This window comes from Providencia sp. PROV130, assembly GCF_028482225.1.
GTDB lineage: Bacteria > Pseudomonadota > Gammaproteobacteria > Enterobacterales > Enterobacteriaceae > Providencia > Providencia rettgeri.
The window spans coordinates 22,146-36,750 of sequence record NZ_JAMPQC010000010.1 but is presented as its reverse complement, the minus strand read 5'-3'; the positions used below and the strand labels follow the sequence as shown (position 1 = coordinate 36,750).

Here is a 14,605-nt window from a genome sequence, read left to right as displayed (position 1 = left end):
TTTTTCATAACTGATAGTGAAATCACCACCGTGAGCAAAATTAAGTTAATTGTTGGACTTGCCAATCCGGGTGCTGAATATGCACAAACGCGCCATAATGCAGGTGCATGGTATGTTGATTTACTGGCTGAGCGCCATAATCAGCCATTGAAAGAAGAAGCGAAGTTTTTTGGTTATACCGCACGTATTAATATGGGTGGTAATGACATCCGCCTGCTGGTTCCAACCACATTTATGAACCTAAGTGGTAAATCAGTTGCCGCTATAGCCAATTTTTATCGCATCAATCTCGATGAAATTTTAGTCGCCCATGATGAACTCGATTTACCCCCCGGTGTAGCTAAAATGAAATTAGGGGGCAGTAATGGCGGCCACAATGGGTTGAAAGACATTCAAAGTAAATTCGCCAATAACCCGAATTTTTATCGTTTACGCATTGGTATTGGCCATCCGGGTGATAAAAACAAAGTCGTTGGCTTTGTTTTGGGTAAACCCCCGTTATCTGAGCAAAAACTCATTGATGATGCGATTGATGAAGCGGTCAGGTGTACTGACATTCTACTAGCTGATGGTATGGACAAAGCAATAAACCGCTTGCATGGCTTTAAAGCAACGGTATAAGAGTTCATTTCATCCGAATCGACTTTTTGTGTATAATCAGCGCCAATTTCTAAACATTGGGTGCAGCGTATGTCTGCCCCTCGCTATTAAGGTGAGAAACATATGGGTTTTAAATGCGGTATCGTTGGTCTGCCTAACGTGGGTAAATCCACTCTGTTTAATGCATTGACCAAAGCCGGCATCGAAGCAGCCAACTTCCCTTTCTGTACAATTGAACCAAACACGGGTGTTGTGCCAATGCCAGACCCACGTCTTGATCAATTAGCTGAAATTGTGAAGCCACAGCGTATTTTACCAACTACGATGGAGTTCGTGGATATCGCAGGCTTAGTCAAAGGGGCATCTAAAGGTGAAGGCCTAGGTAACCAATTTTTAACGAATATCCGTGAAACCGAAGCCATTGGTCACGTTGTTCGTTGTTTTGAAAATGACAATATCATTCACGTTGCAGGCCAAGTTGACCCTGCTGCAGATATTGAAGTCATTAATACTGAATTAGCACTTGCTGACCTTGATACCTGTGAGCGCGCTATCCATCGTGTCCAAAAACGCGCAAAAGGTGGCGATAAAGACGCAAAAGCAGAATTAGAAGCATTAGAAAAATGTTTGCCGCACCTAGAGCAAGCCGGTATGTTGCGCACATTAGAGTTATCTAATGAAGATAAAGCCGCTATCCGCTACTTGAGCTTCTTAACATTAAAGCCAACGATGTACATTGCTAACGTTAATGAAGATGGTTTTGAAAATAATCCCTTCTTAGATGTGGTGTATAAAATTGCAGAAGCCGAAGGCTCTGTAGTTGTTCCCGTCTGTGCAGCGATTGAGTCTGATATTGCAGAACTTGAAGACGAAGAGCGCGATGAGTTTATGGCTGATTTAGGTATTGAAGAACCGGGTCTTAACCGTGTTATTCGTGCCGGCTATCAGTTATTAAACCTGCAAACTTATTTTACTGCTGGGGTTAAAGAAGTGCGTGCATGGACTATCCCTGTCGGTGCAACGGCACCACAAGCCGCAGGTAAAATCCATACTGACTTCGAAAAAGGCTTTATTCGCGCGCAAACCATCGCATTCGATGATTTTATCCAGTACCGTGGTGAGCAAGGCGCAAAAGAAGCCGGTAAAATGCGCGCAGAAGGTAAAGATTACATCGTTAAAGACGGCGATGTGCTGAACTTCTTGTTTAATGTGTAGTAATTAACATCAGCTTGGTCTATAACGTACCGTAAGTTTATTGAAACAGCATAAAGCTCAGGTGTTACCTTGGTTTTATGCTGTTTTTTTATATTAGCCTATCACAAGGTTAATTTGTGTTTCTATCTTCCATAATCATCGCTGCGGCGCGTTCTGCAATCATTATCGTTGGTGCGTTGGTATTGCCACTTGGAATTTCAGGCATTACAGAACAGTCCACGACACGTAAGTTTTCAATACCATGTACACGTAACCGCAAATCAGTCACTGATGTTGTGGTATCCATTCCCATACGGCAAGTTCCCACAGGATGGTAAACTGTTTTACAAAAATTTCGGACAAACTCTTCAAGTTGAGCGTCATCATGACGTACAGAAGCGGGTGGCATTAAAACTTCTTTGCTTAGCGCTTGTAATGAAGGGGAATCCAATACTTCTAAGCCAAACTTAACTGCGCGCTTGCAACCTTCCATATCTTCAGGTGAGCCAAGATAATTAGCGTGAATTTTTAGTGGAGCTTGTGGGTCTGTGCTGCGTAATAAAATTTCACCTCGAGACTTAGGTTGTAAGTAGCCGACCTTTAATGAAAAGCCGTGTGCGGCGGGCAGAGGCTCACCAGGAACGTCATCCCAACTATCTAAAATAGGTAAAAAGTGAATTTGCACATCAGGACGACCTTGGTTGCAGCTGTCTTTAAATGCAGCACCTTCTAAAACGTTAGAGGTGAGCAGTCCACTGCGAAATGCCATCCACTCAACCCCGTGTTTAATCGCATTTAAACCTTGGTCCGCGCCGAATAAACTTATTGGCTGCTTAGTTGTGACGTTAATTGACATATGTAGGTGGTCATGAAAATTTTTGCCAACAGGTAGATTCACATGAGTATGGATCCCCAACGAAGACAGATGCTCCTCTGGCCCGATCCCTGATAGCATCAATAATTTTGCAGAGCCCATCGCCCCAGAACAGACCAATACTTCGCAACTGGCGAATGCCTCAACTTCATGGCCATTTTTTCCTTGATAGGCAACACCAATCGCGCGGTTATCGCGAATGATGATACGGTTCACTTGAGTGCTAAGCTTTAATGTCAACTTATCACTCTTTTCCACTGATTTTAAATAGGTTCTTGATGTACTGGCTCTTTCTCCATTATGTGTTGTCGTCTGGTAAAAGCTTGTTCCTTGCTGGCTTTCTCCGTTAAGGTCATTGACATAAGGAAGGCCATGCTCTTGCGCTGCACGAATAAATGCCATTGATAATGGGTGCCGGTATCTATTTTCACTGACAGGAAGTGGGCCTTCTGTTCCATGGTATTCTCCTGTCAGGCTTTCATTACTCTCAGCCTTTTTAAACCATGGCAATACATCCGAGTATCCCCAGCCCTCACATCCGTAATTTAGAGCCCAATTATCATAATCTTGTTTTTGGCCTCGGATATAAATCATTCCATTGACAGAACTACTTCCCCCCAACACTTTCCCTTGGGCAATTTGCATTTTACGGTTATTCGCGTGAGGCTCTGGCTCAGTTTCATAAGGCCAACTTTTTTGGGCAATAATTTTCGCCACGCCAGCTGGCATACGAATAAACAAGTGGTTATCGCTACCGCCCGCTTCAATAAGTAATACTTTGGATTGCGTCTCTTGGATCAACCGAGCAGCAAGAACACAACCGGCAGAACCTGCACCTACAATAATATAATCATATTTTACTGCGCTCATTTGTCACCCCACCAAATAAAATAAACAATTTATTTTCATTTTTTTAACAATAGCGCTTTTGATTCATTAATGTATGAACAATATTCTGCATATGTGATTTAAATCAAAAATAATTTCTCATGTAATTATTATTAGTTCTTAATAAATATTGTTTATTCAAGAAAAACTTTAAGCTAAGTCAATACTCAAACCTCACTCAATCTTTATTAATAAATGAATGTTTATAGCTAGTTAATAAGTAATCTGTTATATAGAAATATCCTGTTTTATCGTGTTTAAGCGAGTCAAAATCCCCTTCGATGTTATCAGCGACTATAACGCTTATTCCCAAGCAGGAGTTGCAAGATAATCGATGAATGCTATAGTAATGACCGATTAATATTCTTTCGGCTTGAGGACGACCTCAAGTGCGTATCAGCAACAGGGACGGCCCTTTCTTCTAAAGGAAAACAATATGGGGCGCTTCTGTTTCAATAGTCCACTCATCCCGTTAACAACTTGGAGTCGGTTAATCGGCTCTTGGTTAGTCGTCATTTTCTTTATCTTAAGTGGTGAAACATTACTTAATGACAGCCTTTCTGCATTTAGTGCAACTTGGATTTTTTTACTGCTGTTCATTACGATTCTAACCGCTTCCTTCGGCGTCGTTAAAGAGGCTGACCATCTTGCTGAACAATTGGGTGAGCCATACGGAACGCTGATCCTGACTTTATCTATTGTCTTAATTGAAGTCATTCTTATTGCCTCGGTTCTACTAGGTCCCGGTGATTTTCCAACCATTGGCCGTGATTCAATATTCGCCGTGATGATGATTATCATGAACCTCGTCGTAGGTATCTGCTTACTCGCAGGTTCAGCTAGAAATGGTGAACAAGAATATAATACGCAAGGGGCAAACAGTTATCTTTCAATGATCGTATTACTGACTGGTTTAGCGTTAGTCCTACCAAATTATACCTCTAGCCAAGGGGAGTATTCCTATACGCAAGCCATTGGTATTTCGGGTATTACTATACTTATCTATGGTGCTTTCTTGTGGATGCAGATGCGAGGCCATCGTCGGTTTTTTATCCAACCGCCTAAAGGGCTGATGAGTGTCCCAGAACAATACATTTCAGCTAACAATGTTTTGACAGACAATAATATCGAAAAGAAAGATAACCACTCTGAGTCAAACAAAAAAGCCATTATCATTCGTTCTTGTGTGTTAATTGGGCTGATACTCCCTATTGTGTTACTTGCGCATTACTTAGCCATCGTGACTGATTACGGAATTGAAGCTTTAGGAGCACCAGTAGCAGTCGGTGGTGTCCTGATCGCCATTATCGTATTTACGCCTGAATCAATCACAGCAGTAAAAGCGGCAATGAATAATGAAATGCAACGAGCGATAAACCTTTGCCAAGGTGCATTTGTCTCAACCGTAGGTTTAACTGTGCCTGCAGTATTAATTATCGGCATTATTACCGGTAAACAAGTCATTATGGGGATTTCAAACGCGGAAATTGTTTTATTCGCAATCACCATGTTACTGACTATGCTTTCATTTAATGGCCAGAAAACATCCCCTATTCAAGGCTGGATGCACCTTGCCATCTTTGCTGTATTTGGGCTTATTCTATTTTATCCGTAATGACTGATAAAACGTGAAGGCTGCATAAGAAAATACCCGATTGGGTATCAAATTTTATGTAAGCCTCGCTTACTCTTTTCTTATTCTTAACATATCCAAAGCCAAATCATGCCATGCTTGTGCACGACGGCTTTGGTGGTGATTTTTTACTGTCGCTAAAGCAATGTCATAAGCCAATGTTGGCTCAATAACTGGAATAACGGATAATCCCACTGAACTGGTGTTCTGCCACATACTGTCCGGAAGTAGCGTTATCCCTACCCCGGCTCTTACCATAGCAGTCACCAAATCTAAATGACTACTGCGCCCAGAAATAGTGGGTTTTTTACCATAAACACCGCAAGCACTAACAACAAGTTCATTAATTAGAAAATCATCAGAAAAGAAAATAAAAGGCTCATCGGCTATTTCACTAAATTTAACAAATTCACGTATTGCGAGTGGATGCTGATTGCTGACCAATAGTATTAATCGGTCGGTTGAAAAAGGGTGTACTTCAAAGTGGTCATCTGCAAATGGTAACATCACAGCTGCAGTTTCAACTTCGCCATTTAACATTGCCTCACGCATTTTGCGCGTACCCAACTCAAGAATTTTCAGTTCCACCTGTGGATAACGTTGGCTAAAAGCCATAATAATATCAGCAAAATAGGTCGATGCTATCACGGGTGGTAGCCCCACGGGTAGTACTCCAGATATAGGGCCTGACCTTTCCAGTAACGCTTTTTTCATACTGCCAAACTGTGAAAGGATTTGCTTCGCATGAGCCAATAAAATATAGCCTTCCTCTGTTAATTTAACGCCATCGACTTCCCTAATCAGCAAAGTATAACCAAGTTCATCTTCTAATTTTTTAATACTGCGGCTAATCGCTGGTTGCGTGACAAATAAACTTTCTGCCGCGCGGCTAAAACCATTGAGCTGCACAACTTCAACAAAATAACGTAATGAACGAATGTCCATTTCGCCCCCTATGATTTTTAGTTATAGATAGAATGAGTTTAAGTGATTTCCTTTAAAGCATAATAAACGATAAAAATAATTCAACTTAGAATTATTAGCTAGGCAATTAATGGAGATCAGCATGATGAATAAGACGGTTATCGAGTACGTATTAGATCAACTTTACCAAATCGGTATTCACGATATTTTTGGTGTTGCTGGTGACTACGCATTTCCTATTGAAGATGCAGTATGTGAAAGTGAAAATATGCGCTGGATTGGTAACTGCAATGAACTCAATGCCTCATATGCTGCGGATGGTTATGCTCGTGTGAAAGGTGCTGCGGCGTTATCAACCACTTTTGGTGTCGGCGAACTCAGTGCTTTAAATGGTATTGCCGGCGCTTATGCCGAACATCTTCCCGTTTTTCATCTTGTTGGTATGCCAGCAAGCGGAGTTCAAAAAAACCACCGTTTAGTTCACCATACCCTAGGAAATGGTGATTTCGATGTATTTTATAAAATGAGCCAACATGTAAGCTGTGCTCACGCCATTTTAACGCCTGAAAATTGTATTGTCGAAACAGAACGTTTAATTACAACCGCTTTACAAGAATCTCGACCCGTTTATTTAGGTTTCCCTTCTGACTACGCTGTTATGCCTATTAAAGCAGATGAAACACCTGAAACTATCACTATAAATAAAAGTCATAGCAAGTCATTATCAGCTGCGGTTACCGCTATTGTCGAAAAGCTCACATCGAGTACAAAAGCCTGCATTATTCCTGGGATTTTAACGGCTCGTTTCGGCTTAACGACTGATGTTGAGGCTATTATTCAGAAAACTGGCCTGCCTTATGCCACCATGTTTATGGATAAAGGGGTATTAAGCGAATCGAACTCTCAATATATGGGGATTTATAATGGAAAACTAATGAACCCTGATCTGCGAGAATTTGTCGAGAGTTGTGACTGTGTTATGGGGATCGGTGCAGTATTAACGGACTTCAACTCCGGTAGCTTCACCGCAACGATTGCCCCTGAAAGCTGTATTAACATTCTTTCTGACCATGTGAAAGTGGGTTCCGCTATCTACCCGAATGTATTGATGAAAGATGTGTTAGATAAATTAAAAGAACTTGCGCCCTCACTTAATCATGTTGGGCTCAAAGCTCAAGGATTAGGATCACCACAGCAAGGTGAAAATGGCCAAATTACCGCCTCATATTTGTACCCTCGCCTAGAAAAAATGTTCCGTAAGGACGACATTATTATTGCAGAAACGGGGACAGCATCTATGGGGTTAGGTTTTGCTTTATTACCTGAAAATGCACAATTTCACAATCAAACATTATGGGGATCTATCGGCTGGGCTACTCCTGCAGCCTTTGGTGCAGCAATTGCGGAGCCACAGAAGCGAGTTATTTTAGTGACTGGGGAAGGTTCTCACCAACTCACGGCCCAAGAAATTAGCCAGTTTGCCCGCTTTGGTTTAAAACCGATTGTTTTCGTCCTAAATAATGATGGCTATTTAATTGAACGACTTCTGTGTAAAAACCCTGAAGCCTATTACAACGACTTACCCCAATGGAATTATGCACAGCTTCCCGCCGCATTAGGTTGTAATGATTGGTATTGTCAGCGTGTTACCAACTGCAATGAATTAGACAATGCGATTAAGCAGGCCGAACTATCGAACCATGCGGCCTATATTGAGGTAGTTATGGACAGATATGCAGCATCTGAGCTTGCTGAAAAACTGGGGAAATCAGTCGCGTCCTTATATTCATATTAGATTGACAAATTATGGCAGCCATTGCGCTGCCAATGTCTTTATGATTCAAATACCAGCCCTACATCGTCTCGTGACTGATGCAATATTTTTGAGACAATTAATGCTAATTCAAGCAATTCATCGCATTTAGCACGGTTTTTACTGGCGACTTGCTCACGAAAGAATGCAAACTCATAGACCATATGATTGATTGTTGCATTCCGAGATACGCTGGATAATTCCCCATCAATACAAACCTCAACTGACTGGCACAGGCTTGGGGCTCCCGTGATACAAATATGCCCTTTAGTACCTTGAATAATAAAGTAACCGGGGCTCGCCGAATCTTTCGCTCCCACACACGATGCAACTGAATGCTCAAAATGGGCCGTTAGTACCCCTGATGTATCAATTCCATTAAACCCTTTATTACAAATATAGTGGCTACTATCGGGTGCTCCCATCAAGGCCGATAACAAATAAATGTTATATAGATTAATATCATAGAGAGCGCCACCTGCTTGCTGTGGGTCAAAAGCGGCATGAATACGGCCTTGCAAATAGTCATTGTATCGACTTGAATATTGGGAATAATTACCGTGAATCACTTTGATTTCACCTATTTTATCAATATGTTGCTTGATAAAATGAAATTCAGGGGTATGAATAGACGTAATGGCTTCAAACAAAAAAAGCCCCCTAGTCTGTGAAATGGAAATTAACGCCTGCAACTGTTGCCAATTTGGTGTAAACGGTTTTTCGCATACCACATGTTTGTCAGCCATCAATGCATCAAAGGTATACTGATAATGCAAATGATTTGGCAAACCTATGTATATCACCTCAACATCCGGGTCTTGTAACAACTTTTGATAATCAGTATATAACTTTGCTATACCAAATTGTTGGCAAATATCCTGCCCCTTTTCAATACTTTCCGCCCGAACACACAGTGCGACTAGCTCTATCCCCTGCACCTGTATTAAAGCATCAAGGGCCGACATGATTATTTTTCCAGAACCGACCAGCGCTAGTTTCATCTCTGTTATCCATTAAGAAAAGTGAATTTCATTCTGCCATAAGGCTCATTATTTAAGAAATGCCTTCGATGCTTTTTTGATAACCTCTACCATTTCCGAATTTTTCCTCTTAAAAATTCAATAAAAACGACGTATTTTTTCGCTGGAGGTTCTTTTATTTATTACTGGTGTACGAATCAATTTCACTAGGTGAACCAAATAACCACCATAAATGACGACTAGCTTTCCATTTACAATAATTTCTATTCATGTTCCCATCAAAACTTTCTCGTTTTATGTTTTATGTAACCAATTGTTTTATCTTATAAATATTTCATTTCTCTTTTTTTTCACTGGCAGAAACCTTTTTAAAACCCTAACTCACCTCACAATTTATTAACAACTCTCTTGAATCATTTTTTATTATTCTCCATGCTAATTTTATTAAATAAACCAATGGTTTACTGTATAAACCAGTCGAGGTTGAGATGAAAGAGAATATTGTCACTGCCGTTGATGATGCTTTATTGCTATTGATGCTATTAGGTGAAAAAAACAATCTTGGATTAAGTGAACTTGCACGCTTATCTGGTATGAATAAATCCAAGGTATACCGCTTATTATGCACGTTAGAAAACCGTCATTTCGTGCAAAAAAATGAAAATCCAGTGACCTATCATTTAGGCCATCAATTATTAAGCTTGGGGAATTGCGCTCGCCAGCAAATAAACTATATCCAAGTCGCGGAAGTTGAAGCAGAGCAACTTCGTCAACGTTTTGATGAAAACATTCAAATGCGTATACGTGACAACGGTGAAATATTACAAGTTCTTCATAAGCCATCAGGGCAATCACTTCAAGTACGCAGTGAAGCTGGCAATCGCCGACCGTTAGGATCTGGAGCGTCAGGCAGAGTACTATTGGCTTACTCCCCTAAAGATGTTCAAGCACATTTTATTGAAAAGAATCCCTCAATTGAAAAATCAATTGCCACCATACGCTCACAAGGTTTTGCCATTACCCGAGGTGAATTAACCGCAGGTATCGGTGCTATTGCCGCACCTATCTTTTCACAACACGGGGAATGCATTGCTTCACTGAGCATTAGCTTACCACTAAGCCGTTTTTCTGATGAAAAAGAACAAGATATGACTGAACAACTGCTTCTGTCTGCTTTACGCATATCAAGGCAGCTCGGTTACGACTCATAATTAATACAATAAAAGAGACAACACCATGCAACCAACAAACAACACCATACAAACTCCATCGTCACCACCAGGCTGGCAAATGAACCCAGTTTTAGTAATGTTAACTATTGTTATCATTGCCTTTTTAATGACTTATTTTGTTAATTCAGGCCAATATGAGCGCGATGGCAAAAAAGTCATTCCTGACTCTTACCAAACTATTACTAAAGACATCACGTTAGAGCAATTATTAGGCACTGAAAAATCAGCAGAAGGTACTGCCGCGCCCGTCAGTTTACCTCAACTGTTTAAAGCGATCCCCGAAGGAATTGTTAAACAATCACCGCTTATTTATATGGTGCTATTCATCGGAGGAATGTTTGGAATTCTCAATAAAACAGGGGCAATAGAATCAGGGTTAGAACGATTGCTTCACGTCACCCGAGGCAATATCTATTTGTTGATCCCTTTCTTAATGATTGTATTTTCCATGGGAAGTACCTTTATGGGGTTAGCCAAAGAGTATCTTTTAGTTATTCCCATGGTTATTGCCTTAGTGAAACGCGTTGGCTTGAATGAACTTATTGGGCTTGCCATTGTAGCGATTGCAGTTAAGGTAGGATACCTCGCCTCCATCACCAACCCATATGCGCTTTCTATAGCACAACCGCTTGTTGGTTTACCAGTTTTTAGTGGTTTAAGTATGCGAATTGCGGCGTACCTTATTTTTATTACACTCGGAATTTTATTTGTTTTCTATAGCATTCGTAAAACGACACTCACAAGCTATGTGGTTGAAGAACATAATCAAGCCACACGATTAACCCATCGCCATAAACTTATGTTAATTGTCTTAGCTATCGGTGTTGCATTTTTAGTCTATGCCTCTAATCGCTGGCATTGGAAAAATAATGATTTATCTGCTTACTATTTATTCTTAAGTGTCATTTTAACTTTTTGTAGTGGTTTAACCGCAAGTGCCGCTGCTAACGCATTTGTCAGTGGAATGAAAAAAGTCCTTATCGCAGGGGTGTTAATTGGGTTAGCGACTGCGGTCGAAATTATTCTTTCTCAAGGTAAAATTCTCGATACCATTATTCATCAATTAGTTGGATTAGTCGGTAATCACGGTCCTTATGTTTCATCATATAGCATGTTTATTTCTCAACTATTATTAGACATTGCCATTCCATCTACTTCTGGGCAAGCCGCTGTCACAATGCCAATTTTAGGCCCCGTTGGTGAAATTTCTGGTGTCTCCCCTCAAACAACTGTTTTTGCATTTTTAATGGGTAATGGGCTGACTAACATGATCACACCAACATCCAGTGGGTTATTAATCTTCTTAGCTACGGCAGGCGTAAGTTGGACTACTTGGGCGAAGTATATTTTACCGCTATTTTTAATTTTTATGGCAATCAGTATCGGCTTACTGACTATCGCCGTGACCATAGGGTATTAATAAGATGGATATGAAGAATTACCGGATAAAAATGCGTGATGGAATAATGCTATCTACCGATGCTTACTTTCCACAAACTCAATCAACTGCGTCTTTTCCCGTTATTATAGAGCGAACCCCCTATGATAAGAGCGCACCTTCTCGTTCGGAAAAAACAGTATCAGGCCAGCAAATAACACGCCAAGAAATGGCGAAATACTTCAATGAGTATGGTTTTATTGTTGTGTATCAAGATTGCCGTGGACGCTATGAGTCCGAAGGAAAGTTCACAAAATATATTAATGAAGCCGAAGATGGTTTTGATACATTACAATGGATTATGGAACAACCCTGGTGTAATGGCAAAATAGGTTCAATGGGCCTCTCTTATGCCGCGCATACACAATTAGCAATGGCGTGTCTAAACCCACCAGGCTTACACACGATGGTGCTGGATTCCGGTGGATTTGCCAACGCCTATCAATGTGGGATCCGTCAAGGAGGCGCTTTTGAACTCAAACAAGCTACTTGGGCATTTAAACAAGCTAAACTAAGCCCACTCGCCCAGCAATCTCCCGATATTTTAACTGCACTCGAACAAGAAAATATCCATGAATGGTTCACAACAATGCCATGGTATCAAGGACAAACATTGCTGAATCACGTCCCTGAATATGAATCGTATTTATTTGAACAATGGGAGGAAGAGTGTTTTTCCGATTATTGGCAGAAAATAGGCATCTATGCTGAAGGTTACTATGACCAAATACCTGATATCCCAGTATTATTCATGTCCAGTTGGTATGATGCCTATGTCAGTTCAACATTAGATAACTATCATGCATTTGTTACTAAAAAACAATCACCTCAAAAATTAATCATGGGCCCTTGGCTCCATGGTGACCGCAATATCACTCATAGTGGTGACGCAGAGTTCGGTGATATCGCCGCATTTGATAACAATGTCAGTGAAAGTTGGCTTTCTTGCCGGTTGAACTGGTTTGAAGCCCACTTAAAAAATGAAAATTCCAAAAACAATCATGAAGATGTAACGATATTTATGATGGGTGGTGGAAGCGGTAAACGTAACCGACAAGGGCGTATAGAGCATGGTGGAAAATGGCTTAACTGCCATCAATGGCCTTTAGCAAATACTGAAAAAACTGCATATTATTTGTGGCCAGATAACAAATTATCTCTTCACCCCTACACTAAAACAGCCTCAATATCCTATTGTTATGACCCTAAGCACCCAATCCCTACCATTGGCGGCGCCTTAACTTCAGGCCAACCGATATTTTGGGGAGGAGCTTTTAACCAACGTGAATTACCGCAATTTTTTGGTAGCAAACAAAATAACCTACCTCTTTCTGCACGTAGTGATGTCTTAGTTTTCGAAACCGAAGAATTGCAAACAGATGTCTGTTTAGCCGGTGAAATAGAGGTGTCGCTTTGGATCAGTAGTGATGCTTTAGATACGGATTTTACTGCAAAGCTTATTGATGTTTACCCACCTAGTGCCGATTACCCACAAGGATATGCCATGAATATTACAGATGGCATTATTCGCTGCCGTTTTCGGCATGGATATGAGAAAAAGGAATTATTAACACCGAATGAAATTGTCGAAGTGAGAATTAAGCCCTTTGCCTGTGCAAATCGTTTCGCAAAAGGACACCGTATCCGATTAGATATTTCCAGTAGCAACTTCCCTAAGTATGACTTCAATACAAATACGGGTAAAACTATCGCAGGTGACAGAACGTGGAAAATAGCCTGTAATAGCCTACATTTTTCTAGTGAGCACCCGTCAAAAATTATTTTGCCAGTGATCAACGAAGCTTAAACTCTTATTAGCTAATAAACTATTTGCCCGCTTTAGCTGCCAACAGCACTAAAGCGGGCTACATGAGAAGATAATTATTGCGCTTGAACCCAAAACACACCATCACCGTCTAAGGCAGTGAACGTTTTATGTAAGTAATCGCTATCCGCTTGCGGATCAAGGTCTGCAAACAGCTCCGGATGGATGAATTTTGCAATTGCTTCCACTGCAATAATATTGAATGGCGTATCATAATATTGCTGATAGAGCGCCAATACTTGCTTGTTTTTGAAAGCAGATAATGAACGAAATTTAGGGCGATCCATTAGCTTATTCAGTCTAGCCAAAGAAGTTTGTTTATTTCCGGTATAACCTAGTGGTACAGAAGCACTACCTTTACGAGTGTTATCCCAATCTGCTGCCGTCATTAAATAGTAGTCTGGGTTGCTGTGAATCAGTTGTTCTTCACTGATTTCCCCCCCCATTCCAATACTGAACCATTGGGAACCGAGGTTATTTCCACCAGCGGTTTCAACAAATTCACCAAAATTGCCATTACCAAACGTTTTACAGCAATAATCTTCCCCTTGGATACCAGCGGCTCGTTCAATAAATACGCTTGGGCGTTGCTCTTGACTAAGTTTAGCCACTCTTGAACGGATTAAGTCTAACTTTTGCTGGTAAAACTGATTAAATGCTTGCGCTTGTTGTTCCTCACCAAATACTTGGCCCAATAACGTCATACTCGGCAAAGTGTTTTTCAGTGGATATTGTCTAAAATCGATAAAAATGACAGGTAAGCCACTTTTTTCCAATAATGATAGAGTGCCACTTTCTGTGAGCTTACTCTTTAAGCCAATATCAAAAATGAGTAAATCTGGCTGTGCAACCAACGCTTTCTCAACGCTAAAGTCCGTTGTATACGGGTTTGGGAAAACAGGGATCTTGCTTAATTCTGGGAATTTTTTGCTATAAGCCACACTCAGGTCAGGCGCTTTTTTTATTAACGCATCATCCCAAGCAATAATCCCTTTTAGTGGTTCTTGTGGATGTAATATATTCAGCGCAACTAAGACACGGCTATCTGCCAGCATCACTCGAGATACTGGCGCATTGACGGTTACGTCCCTACCCGCAATATCCTTCACCGTGATAGGTGCAGATAAGCTACTAGCTGAAAATAGTAGGCTAACCGTACCAAGAACCAGCACGAATATATTGATAAGTTTTCTCATTATCATTG

11 protein-coding genes are annotated in these 14,605 nt (G+C 40.8%); 7 read left to right on the top strand and 4 right to left on the bottom strand.

Features of this window, described 5'->3' with window-relative positions; all coding sequences use genetic code 11:
* Positions 1 to 30 precede the first annotated feature (30 nt).
* Complete coding sequence (gene pth, locus PSF28_RS07550; RefSeq protein WP_210835555.1) at positions 31 to 621, top strand: aminoacyl-tRNA hydrolase; 591 nt, start codon at positions 31 to 33, stop codon at positions 619 to 621.
* Positions 622 to 723: 102 nt separating this feature from the next.
* Complete coding sequence (gene ychF, locus PSF28_RS07545; RefSeq protein ID WP_004910600.1) at positions 724 to 1,815, top strand: redox-regulated ATPase YchF; 1,092 nt, start codon at positions 724 to 726, stop codon at positions 1,813 to 1,815.
* 109 nt (positions 1,816 to 1,924) lie between these two features.
* Here ychF and PSF28_RS07540 read toward each other — a convergent pair whose 3' ends face one another.
* Positions 1,925 to 3,538 (bottom strand): GMC family oxidoreductase, encoded by a 1,614-nt coding sequence (locus PSF28_RS07540; protein WP_272684850.1) that lies wholly within the window; start codon positions 3,536 to 3,538, stop codon positions 1,925 to 1,927.
* A 454-nt stretch (positions 3,539 to 3,992) separates the two neighbouring features.
* Between PSF28_RS07540 and PSF28_RS07535 the strand changes: the two genes are divergently transcribed.
* On the top strand, positions 3,993 to 5,171 hold the full coding sequence (locus PSF28_RS07535; RefSeq protein ID WP_272684849.1) for a calcium:proton antiporter: 1,179 nt from the start codon (positions 3,993 to 3,995) through the stop codon (positions 5,169 to 5,171).
* Positions 5,172 to 5,240: 69 nt separating this feature from the next.
* Here PSF28_RS07535 and PSF28_RS07530 read toward each other — a convergent pair whose 3' ends face one another.
* Positions 5,241 to 6,134, bottom strand: coding sequence for a LysR family transcriptional regulator (locus PSF28_RS07530; protein ID WP_272684848.1), 894 nt, complete (start codon positions 6,132 to 6,134; stop codon positions 5,241 to 5,243).
* A 124-nt stretch (positions 6,135 to 6,258) separates the two neighbouring features.
* On the opposite strand from PSF28_RS07530, the gene PSF28_RS07525 reads away from it, so the two are divergent.
* On the top strand, positions 6,259 to 7,908 hold the full coding sequence (locus PSF28_RS07525; protein ID WP_272684925.1) for an alpha-keto acid decarboxylase family protein: 1,650 nt from the start codon (positions 6,259 to 6,261) through the stop codon (positions 7,906 to 7,908).
* A 38-nt stretch (positions 7,909 to 7,946) separates the two neighbouring features.
* On the opposite strand, the gene PSF28_RS07520 is transcribed toward PSF28_RS07525, so the two are convergent.
* Positions 7,947 to 8,927, bottom strand: coding sequence for a Gfo/Idh/MocA family protein (locus PSF28_RS07520; RefSeq protein WP_272684847.1), 981 nt, complete (start codon positions 8,925 to 8,927; stop codon positions 7,947 to 7,949).
* 467 nt (positions 8,928 to 9,394) lie between these two features.
* On the opposite strand from PSF28_RS07520, the gene PSF28_RS07515 reads away from it, so the two are divergent.
* The 3 genes from PSF28_RS07515 to PSF28_RS07505 are packed head-to-tail and all read left to right on the top strand — an operon-like array spanning position 9,395 to position 13,383.
* A complete protein-coding gene (locus PSF28_RS07515) occupies positions 9,395 to 10,117 on the top strand; it encodes an IclR family transcriptional regulator (protein ID WP_004910559.1) in 723 nt (240 codons plus the stop codon).
* 25 nt (positions 10,118 to 10,142) lie between these two features.
* Complete coding sequence (locus PSF28_RS07510; protein WP_272683316.1) at positions 10,143 to 11,558, top strand: YfcC family protein; 1,416 nt, start codon at positions 10,143 to 10,145, stop codon at positions 11,556 to 11,558.
* A gap of 4 nt (positions 11,559 to 11,562) precedes the next feature.
* Positions 11,563 to 13,383 (top strand): CocE/NonD family hydrolase, encoded by a 1,821-nt coding sequence (locus PSF28_RS07505; RefSeq protein ID WP_272684846.1) that lies wholly within the window; start codon positions 11,563 to 11,565, stop codon positions 13,381 to 13,383.
* Between the two features lie 74 nt (positions 13,384 to 13,457).
* On the opposite strand, the gene PSF28_RS07500 is transcribed toward PSF28_RS07505, so the two are convergent.
* The gene (locus tag PSF28_RS07500; protein WP_272665024.1) at positions 13,458 to 14,603 is read right to left on the bottom strand and encodes an ABC transporter substrate-binding protein; all 1,146 of its coding nucleotides are present in this window, start codon (positions 14,601 to 14,603) and stop codon (positions 13,458 to 13,460) included.
* Positions 14,604 to 14,605: the final 2 nt, after the last annotated feature.